17 protein-coding genes are annotated in these 23,044 nt (G+C 65.1%); 2 read left to right on the forward strand and 15 right to left on the reverse strand.

Annotated elements, in window-relative coordinates; all coding sequences use genetic code 11:
* From QTI04_RS32105 to QTI04_RS32150, 10 genes are all read right to left on the reverse strand, one after another.
* On the reverse strand, positions 1-2,501 hold a 2,501-nt coding region (locus tag QTI04_RS32105; RefSeq protein WP_286619269.1), incomplete at its 3' end, for a TIR domain-containing protein.
* Positions 2,502-2,687: 186 nt separating this feature from the next.
* Complete coding sequence (locus QTI04_RS32110; RefSeq protein ID WP_286619271.1) at positions 2,688-6,833, reverse strand: TIR domain-containing protein; 4,146 nt, start codon at positions 6,831-6,833, stop codon at positions 2,688-2,690.
* A gap of 313 nt (positions 6,834-7,146) precedes the next feature.
* Complete coding sequence (locus QTI04_RS32115; RefSeq protein ID WP_286619273.1) at positions 7,147-7,359, reverse strand: hypothetical protein; 213 nt, start codon at positions 7,357-7,359, stop codon at positions 7,147-7,149.
* A gap of 69 nt (positions 7,360-7,428) precedes the next feature.
* Positions 7,429-7,782 carry a DUF3102 domain-containing protein gene (locus QTI04_RS32120; protein ID WP_286619275.1) on the reverse strand — a complete coding sequence of 118 codons (354 nt, stop codon included), beginning with the start codon at positions 7,780-7,782 and terminating at the stop codon, positions 7,429-7,431.
* An 8-nt stretch (positions 7,783-7,790) separates the two neighbouring features.
* Positions 7,791-8,390, reverse strand: coding sequence for a hypothetical protein (locus QTI04_RS32125; protein ID WP_286619276.1), 600 nt, complete (start codon positions 8,388-8,390; stop codon positions 7,791-7,793).
* A gap of 63 nt (positions 8,391-8,453) precedes the next feature.
* Positions 8,454-9,458, reverse strand: coding sequence for a Rha family transcriptional regulator (locus QTI04_RS32130; protein WP_286619278.1), 1,005 nt, complete (start codon positions 9,456-9,458; stop codon positions 8,454-8,456).
* 9 nt (positions 9,459-9,467) lie between these two features.
* The gene (locus tag QTI04_RS32135) at positions 9,468-9,680 is read right to left on the reverse strand and encodes an AlpA family transcriptional regulator (protein WP_286619279.1); all 213 of its coding nucleotides are present in this window, start codon (positions 9,678-9,680) and stop codon (positions 9,468-9,470) included.
* 554 nt (positions 9,681-10,234) lie between these two features.
* Positions 10,235-11,467 carry an integrase arm-type DNA-binding domain-containing protein gene (locus QTI04_RS32140; protein ID WP_336621922.1) on the reverse strand — a complete coding sequence of 411 codons (1,233 nt, stop codon included), beginning with the start codon at positions 11,465-11,467 and terminating at the stop codon, positions 10,235-10,237.
* A gap of 188 nt (positions 11,468-11,655) precedes the next feature.
* On the reverse strand, positions 11,656-12,651 hold the full coding sequence (locus QTI04_RS32145; protein ID WP_286619281.1) for a hypothetical protein: 996 nt from the start codon (positions 12,649-12,651) through the stop codon (positions 11,656-11,658).
* Positions 12,652-13,054: 403 nt separating this feature from the next.
* Positions 13,055-14,122 (reverse strand): methyltransferase, encoded by a 1,068-nt coding sequence (locus tag QTI04_RS32150; RefSeq protein WP_286619282.1) that lies wholly within the window; start codon positions 14,120-14,122, stop codon positions 13,055-13,057.
* Positions 14,123-14,190: 68 nt separating this feature from the next.
* On the opposite strand from QTI04_RS32150, the gene QTI04_RS32155 reads away from it, so the two are divergent.
* A complete protein-coding gene (locus QTI04_RS32155; protein ID WP_286605238.1) occupies positions 14,191-14,535 on the forward strand; it encodes a DUF1090 family protein in 345 nt (114 codons plus the stop codon).
* Positions 14,536-14,681: 146 nt separating this feature from the next.
* On the opposite strand, the gene QTI04_RS32160 is transcribed toward QTI04_RS32155, so the two are convergent.
* Genes QTI04_RS32160 through QTI04_RS32170 form a run of 3 tightly spaced genes read right to left on the reverse strand, consistent with a single transcriptional unit; the run spans position 14,682 to position 18,393 of the window.
* Positions 14,682-15,827, reverse strand: coding sequence for a phospholipase A (locus QTI04_RS32160; RefSeq protein ID WP_286605237.1), 1,146 nt, complete (start codon positions 15,825-15,827; stop codon positions 14,682-14,684).
* Positions 15,824-16,279 carry a hypothetical protein gene (locus QTI04_RS32165; RefSeq protein ID WP_286619283.1) on the reverse strand — a complete coding sequence of 152 codons (456 nt, stop codon included), beginning with the start codon at positions 16,277-16,279 and terminating at the stop codon, positions 15,824-15,826. The genes QTI04_RS32160 and QTI04_RS32165 overlap by 4 nt, the downstream gene beginning before the upstream one ends.
* An 11-nt stretch (positions 16,280-16,290) precedes the next feature.
* A complete protein-coding gene (locus QTI04_RS32170) occupies positions 16,291-18,393 on the reverse strand; it encodes an ATP-dependent helicase (protein WP_286619284.1) in 2,103 nt (700 codons plus the stop codon).
* 131 nt (positions 18,394-18,524) lie between these two features.
* On the opposite strand from QTI04_RS32170, the gene QTI04_RS32175 reads away from it, so the two are divergent.
* Positions 18,525-19,535, forward strand: coding sequence for an AEC family transporter (locus QTI04_RS32175; protein ID WP_286619285.1), 1,011 nt, complete (start codon positions 18,525-18,527; stop codon positions 19,533-19,535).
* Between the two features lie 9 nt (positions 19,536-19,544).
* On the opposite strand, the gene QTI04_RS32180 is transcribed toward QTI04_RS32175, so the two are convergent.
* Both QTI04_RS32180 and priA read right to left on the reverse strand, forming a co-directional pair.
* Positions 19,545-20,240, reverse strand: a complete 696-nt coding sequence (locus QTI04_RS32180) for a hypothetical protein (protein WP_286619286.1) — start codon at positions 20,238-20,240, stop codon at positions 19,545-19,547.
* 425 nt (positions 20,241-20,665) lie between these two features.
* The gene (gene priA / locus QTI04_RS32185) at positions 20,666-22,774 is read right to left on the reverse strand and encodes a primosomal protein N' (RefSeq protein ID WP_286619288.1); all 2,109 of its coding nucleotides are present in this window, start codon (positions 22,772-22,774) and stop codon (positions 20,666-20,668) included.
* Positions 22,775-23,044 lie beyond the last annotated feature (270 nt).

The raw sequence follows: 23,044 nt of genomic DNA on the forward strand, positions 1-23,044 counted from the left end.
CGCAAGGCGCGCAGCTCCTTGCCGCTGGCCACATCCCACAGCCGCGCCGTCTTGTCCCAGCTTGCGGTCAGCACCGTCTTGCCGTCGGCGGAAAACTGCGCACTGGTGACCACGTTTTCATGCCCGCGCAAGGCGCGCAGCTCCTTGCCGCTGGCCACATCCCACAGCCGCGCCGTCTTGTCCCAGCTTGCGGTCAGCACCGTCTTGCCGTCGGCGGAAAACTGCGCACTGGTGACCACGTTTTCATGCCCGCGCAAGGCGCGCAGCTCCTTGCCGCTGGCCACATCCCACAGCCGCGCCGTCTTGTCCCAGCTTGCGGTCAGCACCGTCTTGCCGTCGGCGGAAAACTGCGCACTGGTGACCACGTTTTCATGCCCGCGCAAGGCGCGCAGCTCCTTGCCGCTGGCCACATCCCACAGCCGCGCCGTCTTGTCCCAGCTTGCGGTCAGCACCGTCTTGCCGTCGGCGGAAAACTGCGCACTGGTGACCGGGCCCTCATGCCCGCGAATGACCAAACGGTAGGGGTAGGCAGTGTTTGCCGACCGAAGAAGCGCCTCCGCATTTGGCACTGGGTCGAATCGATGGGCCTCTAGCGCTAGTAGCAGGCTTTTGTCCGGATAGTCCTTCGCAAGGCTCTCTGCCGTTGCAGCAAGTTCCCCGGCTCGGGCGGTGGTGGCCAACGCTTCGGCGCGTTGCCGTTCTTGGTTGGCTGATATCCCGAACCACAGGATGACCGCGATCGCAATGCCGGCGGCGCTCCACAGCGAGGTGCGAACCAGCTTGCGACGCCCGGCGCTGGCGTTGATGAAGGCATATTCCCGCGTGGAGATGCCCTCACGCCGGCGCTGGAGCCAATCCCGTGCCTCGGCTAGGCGCAGCCCCTGCAACAACAGGCCGGCCTGGCGATGCTGCCTCTCCCATTCGATGACTTCGTCATCCAAGCGTTGCCGCCATCCCATAAACTGACGGTCTGCATCCACCCACTCGCGTAACCGCTTCCAATGGGTGATCAGCGCCTCGTGCGCGACCTCGACGGTTGGCGATTGATTGCCGATTTCGGCCGAGCTGACCAGCAGCCGCGCCTTCGCCAGTTGCTCCACCAGCTTGGTCGTCGGCGCGTCGAAGTCCTCCAACAAAGCGCGGCGACGGGTGTCCAATTCGCCTTCCCCGGGGCGCACCAGGCGCAGGACGATGGAGCGGATGCGCTGCTCGGCCTGGGGATCGCTGCGCGTCAGGTCGTCGTAGAGCGCGTCGGCGCGCTTGGCGATGGCGCCTTCGAGCTGCCCCATGGCGTCGTAGGCCGCGCGATGCATCACGCGACCCTGGCGCTGCTCCCACAGCTCGCGCAGCACGAATTCGAGTAGTGGCAGATTGCCGGGCTCGCCCACCGCGTGCTCGAGAATCAGCTCTACCAGGTTCGGCTCGAACTCCAATCCCACCTGCTTGGCCGGCTTGACGATGGCGCAGCGCAGCTCTTCCTTCGTCATCGGCCCAAGGTTGACCTGGGCGCCTTGTAGTCGGTCGGAGAGATCGCGCTGGCTGGTTACCGCTCGACCGAAGTAGTCGCCGCGCAGCGTCAGCACCACGTTCAGCGCCGAGGTCTGTGTGGCTTCGAGCAGGTTGTCGATGAAGCACTGGCGCTGCTCGGCGTTCTCGGTCAGCGTGAAGAGTTCTTCCCACTGGTCCACCACCAGCAGCAGGCGCTGCGTGCCCGGCTGCAGGTCAAGCAGGCGCTGGACCACATCGCGCAGCTTGGTTCGGCCGGCTTGGAGCTGGTCGGCCAAGCGCTGGATCTTGTCCAAGCGCGCGACTTCGTCCATTTCCGGCTCAAGCAGGGAAAGGAGGGCGGCCGACAGGTTGTACAGCGGCCGATCATCGGGAACCAGCGTCACGATCTCCCAGGCGTCGCCGCGCCGCCCGCGGAGCGTGGGCACCAGCCCCGCGCGCACCACCGACGACTTGCCGCTGCCGGACGCTCCCACCACGGCAACCAACCTGTGGCGGCCTACAGCCTCGACCAACTGCTTGGTGGCCGCTTCACGGCCGAAGAAGAAGGCCGCGTCCTCCTCGCGGAAGTAGTTCAGGCCGCGGTAGGGGCAGACCAGTGCCATCGACTGGGCGACGGCCTCTTGCAACTCCGGCCCCGGAGGCTCGCCCCGAATGGCCTTGGCCAGGATCGCCAGACGCTGCGCGTCGTCGGCGCGCTCGCGCAGATCGACCCAGGTGTTCTGGCGCAGGAAGCCCAGCGGGGCCTCGGCACCCGGCAGCAGCACCGGAATGACGGGAAAGACCTTGCCGTTCCGTTCGTCCCGCACCTGCCGGTCAAGTGCGACACCGGCCTCGCGTTGCTGCCAGGACCCCATCTCGCTGCCGGTGCAGATGGCCACGGCCCGGCAGCGGGCCAGGGTGGCCTCCAGGGTAAGCACCCAGCTTGTTCCCGGCGTCAGATACCAGCGATCGAGGAAGACGTGCAGCCCGGCACCGCGCAGCCGCTGCGCCAACGCATCCACCGCCGCGTGGTCGCGCCAGTGGTAGCTCAGGAATACGTCGAAGTCCTCCATCGCCTCCTCGCAGACACGCGAATTCGGAGCCCATATCGCCTTCGCATTGGGCGCGAGCTTATCGGGCAAGGCGCCTTGGGGAATTTACTGCCGATTCCAACGGACGTGTAGTGAACAGGTCCACCATCAGGTCAGGTTCCTGGCAGCGCCAGCCGTCGTGGGCAGACCGAACCGGCGCCGTTCGGCCTCAGTCAACTCACGACCGACTTTTCTGGCCACTTCGGGCGCGACCTCTTCGGCCGACCGGCACTCGGGACAATCCCAAACCCGCGCGGTCTTGTCGAAGCTTGCGGTCACCACTTTCTTGCCGTCGGCGGAGAACTGCGCGCTGGTCACGCCGCCCTCATGGCCGCGAAAGACGCGAAGCTCCTGGCCGCTGGACACATCCCACAGCCGCGCAGTGTGGTCATCGCAGGCGGTCACAACTGTCTTGCCGTCGGCGGAAAACTGCGCGCTGGTGATTGAGCGCCCATGCCCGTGCAAGACGCGCAGCTCCTGGCCGCTGACCACATCCCACAATCGCGCGGTCTCGTCTTGGCTTGCGGTCAGCACCGTCTTGCCGTCGGCGGAAAACTCCGCGTGTTCGATCTGATGCCCGCGCATGGCGCGCAGTTCCTTGCCGGTGGCCACATCCCACAGCCGCGCGGTCTTGTCCCAGCTCACGGTCAGCACCGTCTTGCCGTCAGCGGAAAACTGCGCGCTAGTGACCGTATCCTCATGCCCGCGCAAGACGCGCAGCTCCTTACCGCTGACCATATCCCACAGCTGCGCGGTGTGATCCCAGCTTGCGGTCAGCACCGTCTTGCCGTCGGCGGAAAATTGTGCGCTGCTGACCCAGCTCCCATGCCCACGCATGGCGCGCAGTTCCTTGCCGCTGGCCACTTCCCACAGCCGCGCAGTCTTGTCCTTGCTCGCAGTCAGCACTTTCTTGCCGTCGGCGGAAAACTGCGCGCTGATAACCTCGTCCTCATGCCCGCGAAGGGCGCGCAGCTCCTGGCCACTTTCCACATCCCACAGGCGCGCGGTCTTGTCTCGGCTTGCGGTCAGCACCGCCTTGCCATCGGGGGAAAACTGCGCGCGAGTGATTGAGCGCCCATGCCCGCGAAAGACATGTAGCTCCTTGCCGCTGGCCACATCCCACAGCCGCGCGCTGTCCGCGCTTGCGGTCAGCATCGCCTTGCCGTCGGCGGAAAACTGCGCACTGAAGACCTCGCGCTCATGTCCGCGCAAGGTATTCAGCGCGTTGCCGCTGGCCACATCCCACAGCCGCGCCGTCTTGTCCCAGCTTGCGGTCAGCACCGTCTTGCCGTCGGCGGAAAACTGCGCGCTGGTGACCTCGCCCTCATGCCCTCGCAACGCACGCAGCTCCTTGCCGCTGGCCACATCCCACAGCCGCGCCGTCTTGTCCCAGCTTGCGGTCAGCACCGTCTTGCCGTCGGCGGAAAACTGCGCGCTGATGACTACGTCCTCATGCCCGCGCAACGCGCGCAGCTCCTTGCCGCTGGCCACTTCCCAGAGCCGAGCAGTCTTGTCACTGCTTGCGGTCAGCACCGTCTTGCCGTCGGCGGAAAACTGCGCAATGTAGACCCCGCCCTCATGTCCGCGCAAGGCGCGCAGCTCCTTGCCGCTGGCCACTTCCCACAGCCGCACGGTCTTGTCCTCGCTTGCGGTCAGCACCGTCTTGCCGTCGGCGGAAAACTGCGCGCTGAAGACCACGTGCTCATGCCCGCGCAAGGTATTCAGCGCGTTGCCGCTGGTCACATCCCACAGCCGAGCAGTCTTGTCAAAGCTTGTGGTCAGCACCGTCTTGCCGTCGGCGGAAAACTGCGCGCTGGTGACCATTTCTGCATGCCCGCGCAAGGCGCGCAGCTCCTTGCCGCTGGCCACTTCCCACAGCCGCGCGGTCTTGTCCTCGCTTGCGGTCAGCACCGTCTTGCCGTCGGCGGAAAACTGCGCGCTGGTGACCATTTTTCCATGCCCGCGCAAGACGTACAGCTCCTTGCCGCTGGCCACTTCCCACAGCCGCGCGGTCTTGTCCTCGCTTGCGGTCAGCACCGTCTTGCCGTCGGCGGAAAACTGCGCCCTGCCGACCGCGTCCTCGTGCCCGCGCAAGACGTGCAGCTCCTTGCCGCTGGCCACATCCCACAGCCGAGCAGTCTTGTCATTGCTTGCGGTCAACACCGTCTTGCCGTCGGCGGAAAACTGCGCGATGTAGACCCTGCCCTCGTGCCCACGCAAGGCCGCGCGATAGGGATATGTGGCACTTGCCGCCCGGAGTAGCCCGTTCGCTTTCGGCACCGGGCTCGTACGACGCGCTTCCAGCGCCAACAGCAGGCTCTGGTCGGGAAAGCTCTTGGCCAGGCTCTCTGCAGTGGTGGCAATTTCGCCGGCCCGGGCGCGTTGCCGCTCGTTGTTCGCGTCAATGCCGAAAGCCGCGATCGCAACGACGGCGGCAATTGCCGCGCCAGCGAACGACCGTATGCGCACCTTGCGACGCATGGCGCTGACCTTGATGTAGGCACATTCCCGCTCGGAAAGGTCCTCGCGCCGGCGCTTGAGCCAGTCCCGCGCCTCGGCCAGGCGCAACCCCTGCAACAACAGGCCGGCCTTGTGTTGCTGCTTCTCCCACTCGGTCACCTCGTCATCCAGGCGTTGCCGCCAGGCCATGAACTGTCGGTCGGCGCCCACCCAGTCGCGCAACCGTTTCCACTGGGCGATCAGCGCTTCGTGCGCGACTTCGACGGTTGGCGATTGGCTTCCAACATCGGCCGAGCTGACCAGTAGCCGCGCCTTCCCCAGTTGCTCGACCAGCTTCTGCGTCGGCGCATCGAAGTCCTCCAGCAAGGCGCGGCGACGGGTGTCCAACTCGCCTTCTCCGGGGCGCACGAGCCGCAAAACGATCGAGCGGATGCGCTGCGCGGCTTGGGGATCGCTGCGCGTCAGCTCGTCGTAGAGAGCCTCTGCGCGCTTGGCGATGGCGCCTTCGAGTTGGCCCATGGCGTCGTAGGCCGCGCGGTGCATCACGCGGCCCTGGCGCTGCTCCCACAACTCGCGCAGTACGAACTCCAGCAGCGGCAGGTGGCCCGGCTCACCCACCGCGTGATCGAGGATCAGCTCCACCAGGTGGGGCTCGAATTCCAACCCCACTTGCCTGGCCGGCTCCTCGATGGCGCGGCGCAGTTTTTCCTCCGTCATCGGGCCGAGAAGAATGACCTGGTCGCCCTGCAGCCGGTCCGTGACGTTGCTTTGGCTGGTCAACGCGCGACCGACATAGTCGCCGCGCAGGGTAAGGACCACGTTCAGCGCCGAGGTCTGCGTGGCTTCGAGCAGGTTGTCGATGAAGCACTGGCGCTGCTCGGCGTTCTCGGTCAGCGTGAAGAGCTCCTCCCACTGGTCCACCACCAGCAGCAGGCGCTGCGTGCCCGGCTGCAGTTCAAGCACGCGCTGGACCACATCGCGAAGCTGTATCTCGCCGGCCTGGATCCGGTCGGCAAGCTTTTTCGTCTCCCCCAGCCGATCAACTTCGCTGACCCCCGGCTCAAGTAGGGGCAGCAGGGCGGCCGACAGGTTGTACAGCGGCCGATCATTGGGAACCAGCGTCACGATCTCCCAGGCGTCCTCGCGCCGTGCGCGAAGCGCAGGCACCAGCCCGGCGCGCACCACCGACGACTTGCCGCTGCCCGAGGCGCCCACCACGGCAACCAGCCTGTGGTGGCCCACCGCCTCGACCAACTGGGCAGTGGCCGCTTCACGGCCGAAGAAGAAGGCCGCATCCTCCTCGCGGAAGTAGTTCAGGCCGCGGTAGGGGCAGACGAGTGCCATCGACCGGGCAATGGCCTCTTGCAACTCCGGCCCCGGAGGCTCGCCCCGAATGGCCTTGGCCAGGATCGCCAGACGCTGCGCATCGTCGGCGCGCTCGCGCAGATCGACCCAGGTGTTCTGGCGCAGGAAGCCCAGCGGGGCCTCGGCACCCGGCAGCAGCACCGGAATGACGGGAAAGACCTTGCCGTTGCGTTTTTCCCTCACCTGCCGGTCCAGCGCGACACCGGCCTCGCGTTGCTGCCAGGACCCCATCTCGCTGCCGGTGCAGATGGCCACCGCGCGACAGCGGGCCAGGGTGTCCTCCAGGGTGCGCACCCAACTTGTTCCCGGTGTCAGGTACCAGCGATCGAGGAAGACGTGCAGCCCGGCACCGCGCAGCCGCTGCGCCAACGCCTCCACTGCCGCATGGTCACGCCAGTGGTAGCTCAGGAATACGTCGAAGTCCTCCATCGCCTCCTCGCAGACACGCGAAGTCGCAGTGGCTCATGCCCGACCGCGAGCGTATCGAGCAAGCCGCCGCAAGGCTAGTGAGTATTCACGACTGCGCCCTGCCGGGCGTCAACAAGGTTGGTGATTCGCCCATCGGCGGCAGGTTCGCCGCCGTGCTGTCCAGGGGTCGAGCTCGACGAGGCGTAGAGGATCAAGTGCGAAAAGGAACGGCTGTTCACGAGGCAAGGGGGAATTCACGATTGTTTCCGCCATGTATCACGCGGGCGCGTACGCGCGCGAGGCTTGAGTGCATCGCGGTCGCCACTTGCCGTTGCTATGCGCCCTCCAGCCCCTTCAGGTAGCTGGCGATCATGCTCACCGGGTCGATCACAGTGTCATCAGCCGCAATCCGATGCAACTCATCGACGATCCGCGTGCGGGTTGCAAGCTCGTGCTTCATCCCGTGGGCGTGGGCGATCTGGTTGATGCGGCGACGAAGTTCGCCGGAGATGGAGACGGTGAAGCGGGGGGATTTTTGAGGGGGCATTGGGGGATTCCTGAAATGTACGCATGCGTGCGTGTACGCGCGCGAGGCTGGAGTTGCCGGCGGGACCGTCTATGCCACTTTTCCCGGGCACAGTTCAGAGCCAGCGGGCGCGAGATCCAACAAAAGCGACATCTGCGTCGAATTTGTGCCGTGGTCGCCGGCCATGACTTCCGACGATTTCGGCGCGCGTTTGGGCAGGGACTTGCCTTGCGCGAGGCGCATATAGCGCCGCACCGAGTCGGCAGGCGCATGAATATTGCTTTCCAGCCATGCGAGCCACTCAGCGCGGGGCAGCGCGGCCTTGACCTCGTGCAGCAGTTGGCCAGCCTCCAAGGCGTGGTTGATGGAATCATTTGCCTTCGTGCAGGCCAGATCATGTTGCCGGTTGATGGCGGCGGCGAGTTTCATGTGGATGGTTTTCATGATTGCGTTCAATGCGGGGTTTGGGCTGCAGGAGATGGCATCTCTAGATGGTTTCCGTGAGACGGCGTAGAGAGTGGTTCAAAAGTGGTGCTGATAGCGCCGCGAGACGGCGTAGACGGGGACGCCTCTACACCGTGAGACGGTGCTATGCCGAGCCTTCCTGCACCGTGAGACGGTCTAAGGCTTGCATTTTTTAGGTTCGCGGCGCCCCGCTGGTACGCGCTGCGCTCGAAGCACTGCATGGCACCCTCGTCGTAGCCGCTCGATTTGTCCAACGCATGCCAGGTGACGGCATACCAACTGGCCTTGTTCGGCCGGCGCCCCTTGACCGTTTCAAAGATGAACCCGGCTTCCATCAACTCGCGCTTAGCGCGGGTGATCACGTCCGCGCTGTTCCAACCGCGCTTTGCGAGGTGTGCGCTGGAGGCCAGCAAGCGCCCGTTGTTGTCGCGGACGAACTGGCGCGCAATCTCCATGAGCAGCGAGCGTGCGGGGTGGCTGAGGGCGCGATAGGAGGCGCTGTCCGTGACGGACCAGGGCAGCGCGATGAAGCCGCCCGAATCGCGCCCGGAATCGCCCCTCTTGCGGGCGTTGCGGCCGTTAGCCATCGGCGCCAACCTCCTGATGGTGGCGGGGCGCGGGCGGCGAGGACAAGCAGCATTCCGGGGTGCTCATGCCGAGCCGCCGATCAGCAACTGGCCGAGGCCATCGAGCACCTTCTTGGCCGCCTGGTAACCCTCGCGGTGATCCTTCGAGTCTTCCATCGCCTTTGCGGCCAAGGTGTTCGCCACCACGAGCAGCGATCGCGTCGTTGCCCCCGCGATGCTGCGCTGGCCGGCTGCAACGCCCACCGCCTTGTTAACCAGCTTGTTCAGGTTCATGTGAAAGCAGCGTGGGTTCGTCGCCGCGGCTGCCAGCTCTTGGGCACGGTCGTGCAGTTGGTGGTAGCCAGGCAGGTACTCGTTGGCGGTGAGGTCTTGGCATGCGCGCGCTTGCTTGAACGACATGACCAAGTTCGCCTTCAGTTTCACCACATGATCGGAATTGCGAGAAAGGGCGAGAAGGAAGAACGACTGGTCTTCGTTGAGGAGGGCAAACTTTTGGGGTCGGCCGCCTTTGTCGTTGGGGGGTTGTTCCGTTTGAAACGGAAGAACCCCGAAGCGCTGAAGGTCGTCCGAGTAGCGTTCGATCAACTCGATCACGTTTTTGTGCTTGTTGCACAGGCCGGTCGCCAGCAAGCGCGAGTCAACGCGAGCCTCGCCCTTGTGCGCGACGAGCGCGAGGGCGGGCGTCGTATCGCGCGTGCCTGCGACCTTGACGCGACGCACGTTGCGGCGGCGGCCCTGCGTAGACTTGGGCTCGGTCGGAGCGCCAGGCGCTGCTTCGGTGGTGTCGGGCGCCAGATAAGGGTGGTCGGACGCGGCGGTCGTGGACTTGCTCCAGAGCAGGGTGGCCTCGGTCGCTGCAGCCTCGTGATGCACTTGCTCGGCCTGCTCGCGGAAGCGCACGGCGTAGGAGGCCGCAGCGCCGTCCTCCGGGTTGCCCTGGATCAGCTCGTGGCCCTTGAGCGTGTATTGCGCCGCCAGCGTGGCATACGCCTTGTTTTTGGTTTGTGCGGTCATGTTGCCGGCGCCCACGCTTGCGCCCGGCGTGACGCCGATCAAATTGCGTTGCATTTAAACCTCCTACTTGGCGGAGGCCAGTTCTGCAATCAGCTTGTCGATGTCGCTGGAGCGCCAGCAGGTGGTTTTCGGCCCCAGCTTGATGGCGGCCGGATACCGGCCTTCCTTCACGCCTTTCCACCAGGCGGCACGGGACACGGGCACGCGACCCAGGACAATGGGGAGACGGACAAGGGTGTCTTGTTCGGGAGGAAGGCTCGTGTTTTTGGACGGCATCAGGGGCTTTCAAAAAAATCAGAAAGTCCCGGGCCCCTGCAAATAGGTCAAGCATGTCAACGGCGCGTTGACGGTAGCTCGCCCTAACCGCTATCCTCTGCGACCTCTGCAACGAGTGACATCAGGGCTTTGGGGTCCGGGTGGTCAAGACGGGGTTCGTGATTTCTCAGATCACGGACCCCGTCGCCTTTTGTGGCCTACCAGATTCCTTCGCGGGCTGCTTGTTCATCCGGTTGTCCACTTGGACGGGGAAATCTTACCGGGTCCGGACTTCCCTGCATCTCCATCTGGGTGCGCTTTGAAGCGTTTTGGACGGCATTTGACGGCCGTTGTTAGCATGATGCTAAATTTGGGCCGCTGAGTGAGTTCCGCAGCAGTTCTTGGCGAGTTGCGGCAAGTTGGCGTCGCCATTGAAATTTTTCTATCGGCCTTATTGGTTTGTTAGATTCACGCTAACAAAGGCTCGGCGAACTTTCGGGGCAAATGTCTTAGTTACAAAATAATACAAATATTGATCCGCTCTGGACAGCGCGGCGGCGAGATCAGTGCGGCCGTCACGTTGCACGCAGTTGTTCCAAATAGTCGGCCCAGGACTGCAGCATCTTTCGGCGTTGCTCCATGAACTCGGTGCGGTTGTAGGCGCGGCCGAGGCTGTCAGTCACGCTGTGGGCAAGCTGCGCCTCGATCACGGGACGGTCGAAGCCCAATCGCTCGTCGAGGATCGTCCGGGCGGTCGCGCGGAACCCGTGCCCAGTGGCGTCGGTCTGCGTGTCGAAGCCCATGCGCCGGATAGCCGCATTCACCGTGTTCTCGCTCATGGCGCGCTCCTGGTTGCGCTCGCCCCGGAACACAAGCCCAGTCTGGCCGGTCAGCGGGTACAGATCGCGAAGGATCGTGACGGCTTGGGTCGGCAGCGGGACCGTGTGCGGATCGCCGTGCAACTTTCCGGCGCGCCCGCGCTTCATGCGCGCGGGTGCAATCGTCCAAGTGGCGGCGTCAAGGTCAAACTCTTCCCAGCGGGCGAACCTCAATTCGCCAGGCCGCAGCATGAGCATCGGCGCGAGTTGTAGCGCAGTGCGGACCACAGGCGTGCCGGCGTAACCGTGAATGGCTCGCAGCAGGCCGGCCAGCTTCACAGGGTTGGTGATGGCAGCGAAGTGCTTGACCACGGGTTTTCGCAGAGCCCCCTTCAGATCACGTGTCGGGTCGCTCTTGATCCTGCCGGTGGCCACGGCGTAGCGGAACACTTGTCCGCAGTTTTCCAAGGCGCGATGCGCCGTCTCGATGGCGCCGCGGGCTTCGATTCTCCGCAAGATGGTCAGCAGGGCAGGTGCGCCAATTTCGGCGATTGGCGTGCGACCCACGAACGGGAACACGTCAACTTCCATCCTGCGCAAGATCTTGTCGCCGTAACTGGGCGCCCATTCATCCTTCTTGTTGGCGAACCATTCGCGCGTGACGACCTCGAAGGAACTCGCTGCATCCACCTCCCGCGCCAGCTTGGCGGCCTTCTTGGATTCATTCGGGTTGATGCCATCGCGCCGTTGGCGGCGTGCATCCCGATGGCGCTCGCGGGCTTCTGCGAGTCCAACGTCAGGATACGCTCCGTAGCTCACGATCGTTTCGCCAGTGGGGGTCTTGATGCGCCACTGCCAGTACATCCCGCCCTTCGCCGTAACCCTGACATAAAGCCCATCGCCATCCGCATACTTGCCGGCCTCAGGCTTCGCCTTCAGTGCGCGCAGCTTCAATTCTTTCAGAGCCATTGCCCCCTCCCGAAAACGCAAAGGGGTAAATTATGGGGTAAAAGATCGTTGAAAAGTTCTAGCATCTAGGATTCATGCGGCCTGCAGCCAATCTTTCGATAGAGCCCCAGCCACCAGATCCAAAGCCCCTGATCCTTTATGGTCAGGGGCTTTTTAGCTTCTGGCTTCGCGCCCAGTGGGCGCTTTTCTGTCGACAAAAGATCATTCGATCAGAAGATGACCTTGTCGCCGATCTTGATGTCCCTGAACCAGGCCTTCTTGGCAGTGAGATTTCCGCTGCTGCCCAGCAAGAGCATCACCGCCGGCGTAGTCGTGGCAAGAGGAACTTCGGCATCCGGGTTCGGCCAGTTGTAGATGCACGCGTTCGGGTAGGCCTGGATAAAAGCCTGGAGGGATCCGCCGGTCGCCGTCTTGTTCGGCATCAACACAACCGTCGTGCCGTCGGTGGCATAGATCGGGTCCTTGAAGTTCGACGACTTCCAGGCCTTGCTGCCCGCCGAGATGTCGGCGGTGTAGGTGTAGTAGCCGTCGGCGTCGGGGCCCGTCGGGCTCATGTCACTCAGGTTGGTGATCAGATTGGCCCAGCCACTGACTACGCCGTCGCACTGCTTGCTAATGGAATAGTTGACGTAGGGAAAGCCTGCGCCAGTGTTCGGACCGGTGCCGTCGTCCTTCGACTTGAAGCTGATTCCGGCAAATTCCGATAGCTTCACGCCATGGAGGATATCCGTGCCCAGAATCGCCCGGTTGCCAGTGATCCCCGTGTGAAAGCTCTTCCGCGGGGCCGGTGATGTGCTGGTGAGCGTCTCGAGCAGGAGAGCGTTGGCGCCGCTGTCCTGGACGAGTGCGACCGATGCGCTGTTGTCCGAGAAATCCATCGCGCAGGCCGGTAGCTTCGTGCCGTCGGTGGAGCAATCGGCGTCTCGCCAGGTGGCGAGCGCCACGGTCACCGTCACGCTCGCCCGCGCGCTGTTCGCCTTGCCATCGTTCACGATGAGGCTGAACACATAGTCGCCGGGTACGTCGGCGCTGAACTCCGGCTTCGCAAGCCTGGGGGACGTCAGTGTCGCTGCGCTCGTGGCCGGCTTCGTCGCCAGGGTCCACTGGTAGGTGAGGACGTCGTTGTCGGCATCCGAACTGGCGCTGCCGTCGAGGTTGAACGGCTTGCCCGTGATCGTGCTCTGCGCGGTTCCGGCATTGCTCACAGGCGCGTTGTTGCTTGTCGCCGGACCTGGTGCCGGTGCTTGCGATTGCGCAACCGCGGGGCCTGCCGGTGCTTCCGCAGCCGGGGTCGGTGCCAAATCGGGAAAGGAACCTGAACCTCCCCCGCCGCATGCGGTGAGGGCGAAGGCTGCCGCGGTTGCGGCAAGTGCTTCGATCAGCGGTTTCGGGCAGGGGGTCAAGGGTAGTCTCATTGGAGCGGGCGATGTTGCAGTAAGTATTAACTGTAACTAAATCGTTTGCATTTCGTCCCATCGCCGCGCACTCCAGACCGTGACTTAGTGCGTAGAACTGCGCTCAACTTGGGGCATACCGGTCCCAATGCCAGTCAACTGGTCGTGTTTTTCGGCGTCGTCGGCAGAGTCTTCGCGAAAGTTCAGGCCTCTTTCATCGAGCGAGGGCTTCGACAATGGCGAAGCCTCCGGCATCGATCACGCCTGCTGCCTGCAATCCCGCCGGCCCCAGCAATGCCTCCAGCTCCTCACGCGTCCGCTCGCGCCCACCCGGTGCCACCAGCATGTTCAGGTCCGAGAATTTCGCATCGCGCCCCTCATTGGGTGGCGCGACGATCCGCTCCAGCATCAACACGCGGCCATCAGCCGCCATCGCCTTGCGCACGGTCGTGAGAATGCGAACCGCATCCACGTCCTCCCAGTCGTGGATCACTGCTCGCAGAACGTAGGCATCAGCCGCTTCAGGCACCCCCTCGAAGAAGCTTCCACCCACGATCCGGCATCGGTCGGCAACACCCGCACGCTCCATGAACGCACCCGCCGCCGCGACGACGTGCGGCTGATCGAACAGGGTGCCCTTGAGCCCAGGGTGCGCACCCAATATCGCCGCCAGCAACGCCCCCGTCCCGCCACCCACGTCAACCACCGTGCGAAAGCGACCGAAGTCGTAGGCGGCGATCAGCGCCGCACTCGATCGCCGCGAAAGCGCGGTCATCGCGCGATCGAAAAGCGCGCTCTCTTCGGGGCGGTTCGTGCGATAGCTCCATACATCGGCGCCATGAATGTGCTGAAACGCGTTCTCACCGGTGCGCACGCTGTGCAGGAGCCCGCTCCACGCCTGCCAATAGCCCGGACTGCCGACGAAGGCGGCCCAGTCCGCTATCGAACCCTCAACGTCCGATCGAAGAGCCTGCCCGAGCGGCGTGAGTTCGAACACGCCGTCATTGCCTTCGCGCAACACCTCGATGCTCGCCAACGCACGCAAAAGCCGATACAGCGTGGGCGCATGCGTGCCGGTTCCCGTTGCCAGTCGGTCGACGCTGCGGCCGCCGTCCGCCAGCAGGTCCGCAATGCCGAGTCTCGCGGCGACATGAATCGCCTGGGAAACCTGGTAGCCGTCGATCAGATGCCGCATGGTGATCGACGGATTCGAATCGCTTTGCATCGCATGTCCCCCATCCCGTTGGGCCGGGCAAACATTGTGAGCCTGGCGCGTCAGCAATTCGAGCCTCTGGCTGGAAGGCTGGAACATGGTGCAAGATGGCGCCTTCCTCGACTCGGTGCAACTCCATGCGTATTTCCTACCTGTGTATTGGCCCTGTTGCGGTCACCTTGTTGTGTGCCACGCAGGCGTTCGCCCAGCCGGCGCCAACGAAGGCCGAAGCCGATTGCTACGCGCAGCAAGCCGCGCTGGAGAAGGACATGCGGGCGGCGCGCTCCAGAGGGCAGATGCTGCGCCGGCGGCAGATCGAGGAGAACCTCCACGCCCTGCAGGCCCGTTGCGAGGAAGCCGCCAAGAAGGACACGCACGAAGCTCGCGTCATGCGCCAGAAGAACGCGGTGATGCAGCTGCGAATCGACCTCGACCGTGCCGAGGAAGACCTGCGCAAGCTGCTGGCCGAAAAGAAGAAGTAACCTCGGCGCGCCAGGGCGCCTTGGTGTGCCCCTGTGCCCGTGTGCCACGTGGGCTGCCACGGAACCGGCTCCGCCGGGCCGCAGGCAGCGCCCCCTGCAAGGGGGTAGGCGAAGCGACGCGAAGTGCGCGAAGCCTGGGGGTGTACTTAAAAGTCCACCAGCGCCAGCCCGATGTTGAACACCGTCCGCTTGCGGTTGTAGTCGACCAGCGTGTCGCCGTAGCCGTAGAAGAGCTGCGCCTGGAATCGCAGGTTGCTCTTGACCGGGTCGCCGATCACCTTGAGCCATTCGAGCCGCACGGCGCCCTTGCCGCCGTGCGCCGAGATGGCGACCTGGTTGAGCCGGTCGACCTGCCAGGCCGCCCGGATATCGGCGTTGCCCAGGTATTTGGTGATATCGGGGTTGTCGTCGTCGGCCCCGTTTTCGGAGATGCGCTTCCAGACGCGCGCGGTGACGACGAACGTGTCGCCGAGCTCCATGCCGCCCATCAGGTAGACGCGGTTCCAACTGCGCGAGTAAGGCAGATCCTGGCCGTTCGACTGGTGCGCCAGGCCAAGGCCGGTGTAGCGCACGCGCCAGCCGCCCGGCAGTTGGTAGTCCGTCGGGTAACTGTAGATCAGTTCCGGCTCGTGATCGGTGGTGCGGAAAGGCCGGGAGAGGTCTTCGTTGAAAACCTGCCAGGTGGAAGCCTGCGAGTACGCAAACCAGAGGCCGTCCTTCTTGATCGGGTCGTCCCCGGTGAGCATCCCCTGTGCGAGCTTGGTACGCACCGACAGGCCGATGCGCATGTCCTGGGCCTGATAGGGCCGGTCGACGCCGTTGCGGCCCGGTGCCGGCGACATCGCAGTTTGAGGATCGTGGGCCGCGACGCCGAGGCCGACGCTGAGCGGGCGGTAGCCGCGGAAGCTGAAGGTGCCGCAACTGCTGCCGGCTTCGAGTTCCCAGAAGCGCGACAGATGCGAATACTGCCGGTCGCGGCAGCCATCCTCGGTGGCGATGGTGACCACGCGCGTTGCCGGTATTTCGGCGTTGACGGGCGGCAGGGTCTCGGCAAGCACCGGCGGGGCGGGCGGCACTGCTGCGGCGGGCAAGGTCTGCTGCTGCGCCCAACGGTCGAAACAGGCGAGCCGCGCTTCGTTGTTGGCGCCGCCTGCGAGCTTTTGGCACTGCTGCCAGGTCAGGTCCGACTCGGCCAGGGGGCTCGGCGGCTTGTCCACGGCCTGGGCCTGGGCGCCGGTGGTGGCGCCGATTCCGGTGAAAAGAGCGGTGAAGAAAAGAGTGTGTCTGTTCATCGATCAGTTCCCGAGTTGCCAATCTTGTTCAACACGAAGGGATGGGTGCTGTCGCTCGCGGCGTCGCGCCAGATGCCGTTCCACTCCTTGCCGCACGATGAAGCCTGCAATTCGCCCAGCCAGACGCCGCTGATGGCTCGGCCGTCCAGCGATTCGTCCAGGCTCAGCATGCCCTCGTCGTCGATGTCGCCGGCCGCTTGGGCGACCGTGGCGGCGGCACCATCGCCGCCACGCGCGATTGTGCCGCGCACGCCGGCGTAATCCGGATGTTGACTGAGCTTGACAAGTGCAACGCCCTTCTGTCCGTCGATACGAGCCTCCCAGGTGCCGAACAGCGCTTCGAGCGGCATTTCGGTGCCGCGGGAGGGGCAGCCCGCGCCGGTCGACGCTTCCGGGCCGCCCGCGCCCACGGCGCAGGCGGACGCGACGCAGGCTGCGGCCAGGCAGGCCACCAGCGCGTGCTTCATGGCGCCGATGCGGCCGCCGCTGCAGCGGCGGCTGCGTTGTCCTGGGCCTTCTTGGCAAATTCCGCGCGCAGCGCCTTGAGCTTCTCGCGTGGGTCTTCCCTCATGGTCTTCTTGTCGAGCGCCATTTCGGCGATGAAACGGCTCGGCTGGGCCGCAATCATCTCGCGGCCCTTTTTCCGGCGCTTGGTCCAGCTCACGGCAAGGCTGCGCTGCGCGCGCGTGATGCCCACGTACATCAGCCGGCGTTCTTCCTGCAGGCGTTCCAGCGTGTTCTCGCTGACCTTCTCCTGCCGACCTTCGTCGTCGTCGAGCTTGAAAGGCAGCAAGCCCTCGGTCACGCCGACGAGCATCACGTGCGGCCACTCCAGGCCCTTGGATGCGTGCAGCGTCGACAGCGTGACCACGTTCTGGTCCTGCTCCCGCTCGCTGATGGTGGACAGCAGCGAGACGGTCTGCGCGACCTCGAGAAGACTCTTGCGTTCGTTCTCGACGGTGGCGCCCGACGCATCGTCGATCTGCCCGCCGCAGCGCTGCGACATCCAGTCGCAGAACTCCATGACGTTGGTCCACCGGCTCGCGGCGGCCTGCTCGCTGTCCTCGCCGTCGTAGAGGTGCTTCTCGTAGTCGATTTCCTTGAGCCATTCGGCCAGGAACGCTCGTGCGTCCTCGGCGCCCATGGTGCGACGGGCCCTGTACTCGAGATCATTGATATAGCGGCCGAACTCGTGCAGGCCTTCCTGCGCGCGCTTGGGCATCACGCTGGGCAGCGAGGGGCTGAACAAGGCCTCGAACAAGCTGAGCTTGTACTGGCTCGCAAACGTTCCGAGGCTGGCCAGCGTGGTGTGGCCGATACCGCGCTTGGGCGTCGTGACTGCGCGAAGGAACGCAGGATCGTCGTCGTTGTTGACCCACAGGCGGAACCAGCCGCAGAGGTCCTTGATCTCGGCGCGATCGAAGAAGCTCTGGCCGCCCGAGACCTTGTACGGAATCTGCGCCTTGCGCAGCGCCTGCTCGAACACACGCGCCTGGTGGTTGGCGCGGTAGAGGATCGCGAAGTCGCGGAACTCCTTGAACTGCGGGCCCTGTGTCGTGGCGTCGCCGGCGCGCAGGCTCTGGATGCGCGCGACGGTGCGCTCGGCTTCGTGCGCCTCGTTGTCGGCGTCGACGATGCGCACCGGCTCGCCTTCGCCGAGTTCGCTGAACAGCGTCTTCGGAAACAACTTGGGGTTGGGCCCGATCACGTTGTTGGCCGCGCGCAGGATCGCGCTCGTGCTGCGGTAGTTCTGCTCGAGCTTGATGACCTTGAGGCTCGGGAAGTCGATCGGCAGCTTGCGCAGGTTGTCGAGCGTGGCGCCGCGCCAGCCGTAGATCGACTGGTCATCGTCGCCCACGGCGGTGAAGCGGCCGCGTTCGCCGACCAGCGCCTTCAGCACCTCGTACTGCGTGGCGTTGGTGTCCTGGTATTCGTCGACCAGCACATGGCCCAGCGCGGCCTGCCACTTGCTGCGCACCTCGTCGTAATCGCGCAGCAGCTTGAGCGGCATGCCGATCAGGTCGTCGAAGTCCACGCTCTGGTAGGCCGCCAGCCGTTCTTCATAGCGGGCCATGATGCGGGCAGTGATGCGCTCGTTGTCGTCGGCAGCCTGCGCTTCCGCCTGCGCGGCGTTCCGGCCCATGTTCTTCCACTTGCTGATGGTCCACTGCCAGATGCGCGCGGTGGCCGCGTCGGTGGTGCCGCCCGCATCCTTCAGGATCTTCGTCACGTCGTCGCTGTCGAGGATGCTGAAGGCTGGCTTCAGGCCCAGCACGGCGCCGTCCTCGCGCATCATGCGCACGCCGAGCGCGTGGAAGGTGCAGACCACCACTTTCTTGGCGTCCCGCCCGATCAGGCCCTTGGCGCGTTCGCGCATTTCGGAAGCCGCCTTGTTGGTAAAGGTGATGGCCGCGATGCGCTGGGGCTCCAGCCCGGCCTGGATCAGGCGCGCGATCTTCTGGGTGATCACCCGGGTCTTGCCGGAGCCCGCGCCCGCGAGAACGAGACAGGGACCGTGCATGTAGTTGACGGCTTCTTGCTGCGCTAGATTGAGACCGGATGACATGGATGGGCGAACGGAGGCGCAAAGCGCGCAATGATACGGGGGCGCTGCGCGCGCCGAAGCCCGCCGATGTGCTAGGCAGGCGCAGATTGGCGTCCATTCGTCGATGTTGCGCGGCCAAGCACAATCGCCGCGTGCTCCAGATATTTCTTGTCACCGTCCCCTTCTTCGCATTGATCGCTGCCGGCTATGCCGCCGCCCGCAGCGGCGCGTTGCCCCTTGCGGCGATCCCGGGGCTCAATGTCTTCGTCCTGTACTTCGCGCTGCCTTGCATGCTGTTCCGCTTCGGCGCGGGCGCGCCGATCGACCAACTGCTGGATGGCGCCGTCGCGCTGATCTGGGGCGTCAGTGCGCTGATCGTCGTCGGGGCCACGGTGGCGTTGAGTCGCAATGAGCGCATCGGTTGGAACGACGCGGCCTTCGGCGCGCTGGTGGCGGCCTTCCCGAACACGGGCTTCATGGGCGTGCCCTTGCTCGTGGCGATCCTCGGCGCACAGGCGGCCTCGCCGACGATCATCAGCATCGCGTTCGACATGATCGCGACTTCATCGCTGTGCATCTTCCTGTCGCGCCTCGACGGTGCCGACGAGCACGGCGCGGCCAAAGCGGTGCGGCAGGCGCTGCGCGGCATCCTGCAGAACCCGATGCCCTGGGCCATCCTGCTGGGGGCCGCGGCGTCCGCCAGCCGGCTGTCGCTGCCGGGTCCGGTGGATCGCACGGTCACGATGCTGGCCGAGGCCGCGTCCCCGGTGGCCTTGTTCACGATCGGCGCCGTGCTGGCACGCTCGGCCCTGCTGGCGCGCGAGCATCGCGCCAGCGCAGTGGTCGCCGAGGCCATGGGCGGCGCAACGTCGCCGACCCGGCAGGCGCCGTTGCGCGACGTGCTGCCGGTGGTGGCGATCAAGCTAGTGGCGCATCCACTGCTGGTCTACGGCGTCGCGAAGGGCGCGATGGCGATGGGGCTGCCGCTGGAGCGACAGGCCCTGGTCACCATCGTGCTGGTGGCCGCATTGCCCAGCGCGAGCAATGTGTCAATGCTGGCCGAGCGCTTTGGCGCCGACAACGGACGGGTCGCCCGCATCATTCTCTGGACGACCGTCGCGGCTTTCTTCACCTTTCCGCTGGCGGTCGGCTGGCTGCAGTAGCGGCGGGCGCTACGGCGTCAGCACGCCGAGCTTGTAGGGGTCCGCGTCGGACAGCAGTTCGCAGCGCGACATGTCGCGGCCCTGCGTGCCATCGCAGTAGAAGCTGTTGTAGACGCGGCCGAAGAGCGTCGGCGTGGAGGTGAAGAGCACGCCCTGGTTCGGCTGCCAACGCTCCTTGGGGGCTGAGGCCGGCATGGCGGCGGGCGTCGCATCGGCGGCCCCGGAGGCAGGGGACTCGGCGGACACTGCGGAAGCACCCGCCGGCGCTGTGAAGTCGGCCAGCGTCCTCAAGCCATCCTCTCCGCTCCAGCGGCTGACCAGATCGGCCGGCCTCGGACGCTGCGACACCGGAATCAGCAGGCCGTTGACCTGGAATCCGCGCCCGAAGCGATGCTCCTTGCCTGCCAGGAAGGCGTAGGCGCAGGCGGCGTGGCACTGCCCTTTCGCTTCGGTGTTGACGTTCGTGGCCCGGATCGCCTGCGCGAAGTCGCGCGCGACCTCAGGCGATCCGCCCAGCGAGTTCTCGAACACCACGGTCCGGATCTTGCCGCTGGCCAGGTGCTCCTCGAACGCCCTGATGGCGCTACCGTCCAGCATGCCGCTGACCACGAGGCGGCTGCCCTCGAGTTCTAGCTCGGCCGCATTCGCGCCCCCGGCCGTAAAGACGAACGAAAGAACCCAGACGATCCCGACCGGCGTTTTCACTTTGTTCCCCCTTATCGCGAAATTCGGTTGAATCCCGCCTTCTTGAAGATTGAACGGCGTCTCGGCCCAACGTCAACCCCTGTTTCAGAGTATTTCCTACACACGGTTCTCGGAAACCGGCCGATAGTTCTAACTATTGCTTTTAGTTAGTACTTAGGTTCTCGGAAGCGCTGATAAAGTGAATCCCTGTCTCGGGAGAGTGGCATGACGACTTGGTTGCGCGGGGTCCTGTGGGTGGTTTGGCTTGCCAGCACCTTCTGGCTTTGGCATGTAGGAGCCCTGGGCGCGGGTAGTGCGCTGGCGGCAGGCATGCTGAGCCTTGTACTTCTGTTCTGGCCTGGCTCGGCTGGCCGACGACGGCGCTCAGCCCTTCAATACGTCGAAATGGGCAAGGAGCCTGTCAGCCTGCGCTGATCCGCTGGCCTTCAGATGCTGTGCGGGTCCACGTCGACCAGCCAGCGAATCACTCCCTTGCCTTCGGGCACGCGCCGCAGTTCGTGCAACAAAGGTTGCCAGCCGGCGAGTACGCGCTGAAGCGCGGCGCGCGATGCGCTTTCAAGCAGCATCTGCGTGCGCTCCACATTTGCCACGCGCTGAATTGCCAGCGGAACGGCCGGATAGCGAGTGACCCGGTCGGCACCTTCCAGCGCATCGGCCGACACGCTCGCGGCGTTCAGGAATGCCTGGGCCGCATCCTGCGTTCGGGCATCGGCTCGCAGCAGCGCCTGGAAGGCGAAGGGCGGCATGCCGGCGGCCGCACGATCGTCGAGTTCCTGTTGCGCGAAAGCCGGATAGTCATGCCGACGCAACGCCGCGAAGAGAGGATGCTGCGGGTGATGGGTCTGGATCCACATCTCCGCCGTGGCCCCCTGAGAGGACAGATACGCCGCATCGCGGCCCGCGCGACCCGCCGATTGCATGAGCAGGCTGAACAGGCGCTCGGGCGCGCGAAAGTCGCTCGAGAACAGTGCCCCGTCGGGATTGATGGCCGCCACCAGCGTGATGCGGCGGAAATCGTGGCCCTTGGCGATCATTTGCGTGCCGACCAGCACGTCGACTTCGCCGGAATGCACGGCCGCCAACTGCGATTCGAGCGCGCCTTGCTTGCGCGTGCTGTCCGCGTCGATGCGCGCAATGCGCACCTCGCTGCCGTCGGGCCGCTTGACGGCAGCGAACAGCTCGCCCAGATGTTCTTCGAGCCGCTCAGTGCCGCGGCCCACCGGCGCAATGTCGAGATTCCCGCAGGCCGGACAGGCGCGCGGCACACGTTCGGTGAACCCGCAGTGATGGCAACGCAGGGTGCGGTCGATCTTGTGGAACACCCGGTAGGCACTGCAGTGCGGGCATTCGCTCTTCCAGCCGCAATCGCCGCAGGCCAGCACCGGCGCGTAGCCGCGCCGGTTCAGGAACACCATGCTCTGCTCGCCGCGCGCGATCCGCTGGCCGATCGCATCGAGCAGCGCGCCCGACAGCACCGTCCTGGGCGGCTGCAGATTCATGTCGACCAGCCGCACCGCCGGCAGCGTGCTGGCGCCGATGCGCGAAGGCATGGGCAGCCGGACATAGCGGCCTCCGGCTTCCGCGCCCTGCGCCGGACGGCTCTGGTGCCAGCTTTCGAGCGACGGGGTGGCGGATCCCAGCATCACCTTGGCGCCTTCGCGCTGCCCGCGCCACACGGCGAGATCGCGCGCCGAATAACGCGCGCCTTCCTGCTGCTTGTAGCTGGGGTCGTGCTCCTCGTCGACCACGATCAGCCTCAGGCCCGGCATCGACGCGAACACCGCCATGCGCGTGCCGAGCACGATGCGCGCCGTGCCGCTGTGCGCTGCGAGCCAGCTCGCGAGGCGCTGCGGATTCGTCATGCCGCTGTGCAGCGACACCACCGCCGCCGCGCCGAAACGGCCGTCGAAGCGCTCCTTGAAGCGCGCTTCGAGCTGGGGCGTCAGGTTGATCTCCGGCACCATCACCAGCGCCTGGGCGCTCGGGTCGCGTTCCAGCAAGGCCGCGACGGCGCGCAGGTAGACCTCGGTCTTGCCGCTGCCCGTGCTGCCGAACAGCAGGAAAGGCCCGGTTTCGGCATCGAAACGGGCGAGTGCGCTGGTTTGCTCGTCGGTGAGCGCCACAGGCTGGGGAATTTCGCCCGTGGCCGCCGGTGTGCCGGCAGCCCCTTGGCGCTTAAGTCGCCGGGCCAGCTGGACCGTGCTCAGGTCCCGGAGTTGCGGCGGCAGGGCGGCGAGCGCGATTTCCCCCAGCGAGCGCTGGTAATAGCGCGCCGCGAAAGCGACCAGGTCGCGCCAGGCATCGCCCAGCGGCGGGAGCCCGTCCAGCACCGCGCCGACGGGCTTGAGTTCCATCGGGGCAGCCTCGTCCTCGTCGGGATGCACCGCCCATGCGACGCCCAGAACCTCGCGACGGCCCAGCGGCACCCGCACCAAGGCCCCGGGAAGCATCGGCACAACACTTGCGTAGCTAAGGACATCCCCTAATGCGCTGTGCGCCGGGGTCTGGACCGCGACGTCCACACGCCATTTCAAAGCAGGCTCCCGCTACGGGCGTTTGTTAAAGCGACTTTGAGCAAAACGACCTAAGTTGTTGATTTGTCTGCGCTTTGCAGTCCATCCAGATTTTCTGTGGATAACTTTGTTGATATCAGGGCTTGACTCGCTGCGAGCCCTTGAGAATCAAGGCTCCGGCTGGAATGCACGCAAAAAAAGCAAAGTTCGAAACCTATATAAATCAATGACTTAGCCGCGCTATCGCTTTAGGAGCAGGGGTGCATGGGCAAAATAAAGTTTTGCGCACCG

It is taken from the genome of Variovorax sp. J22R115 (assembly GCF_030317005.1).
Lineage (GTDB): Bacteria > Pseudomonadota > Gammaproteobacteria > Burkholderiales > Burkholderiaceae_C > Variovorax.

Excerpts from the sequence above, each read along its gene's own strand:
- QTI04_RS32130 (WP_286619278.1), bottom strand. The coding sequence starts at position 9,458 with ATGCAACGCAATTTGATCGGCGTCACGCCGGGCGCAAGCGTGGGCGCC.
- QTI04_RS32110 (WP_286619271.1), bottom strand. The coding sequence starts at position 6,833 with ATGGAGGACTTCGACGTATTCCTGAGCTACCACTGGCGTGACCATGCG.
- QTI04_RS32155 (WP_286605238.1), top strand. The coding sequence starts at position 14,191 with ATGCGTATTTCCTACCTGTGTATTGGCCCTGTTGCGGTCACCTTGTTG.
- QTI04_RS32170 (WP_286619284.1), bottom strand. The coding sequence starts at position 18,393 with ATGTCATCCGGTCTCAATCTAGCGCAGCAAGAAGCCGTCAACTACATG.
- QTI04_RS32125 (WP_286619276.1), bottom strand. The coding sequence starts at position 8,390 with ATGGCTAACGGCCGCAACGCCCGCAAGAGGGGCGATTCCGGGCGCGAT.
- QTI04_RS32115 (WP_286619273.1), bottom strand. The coding sequence starts at position 7,359 with ATGCCCCCTCAAAAATCCCCCCGCTTCACCGTCTCCATCTCCGGCGAA.
- QTI04_RS32160 (WP_286605237.1), bottom strand. The coding sequence starts at position 15,827 with ATGAACAGACACACTCTTTTCTTCACCGCTCTTTTCACCGGAATCGGC.
- QTI04_RS32120 (WP_286619275.1), bottom strand. The coding sequence starts at position 7,782 with ATGAAAACCATCCACATGAAACTCGCCGCCGCCATCAACCGGCAACAT.
- QTI04_RS32135 (WP_286619279.1), bottom strand. The coding sequence starts at position 9,680 with ATGCCGTCCAAAAACACGAGCCTTCCTCCCGAACAAGACACCCTTGTC.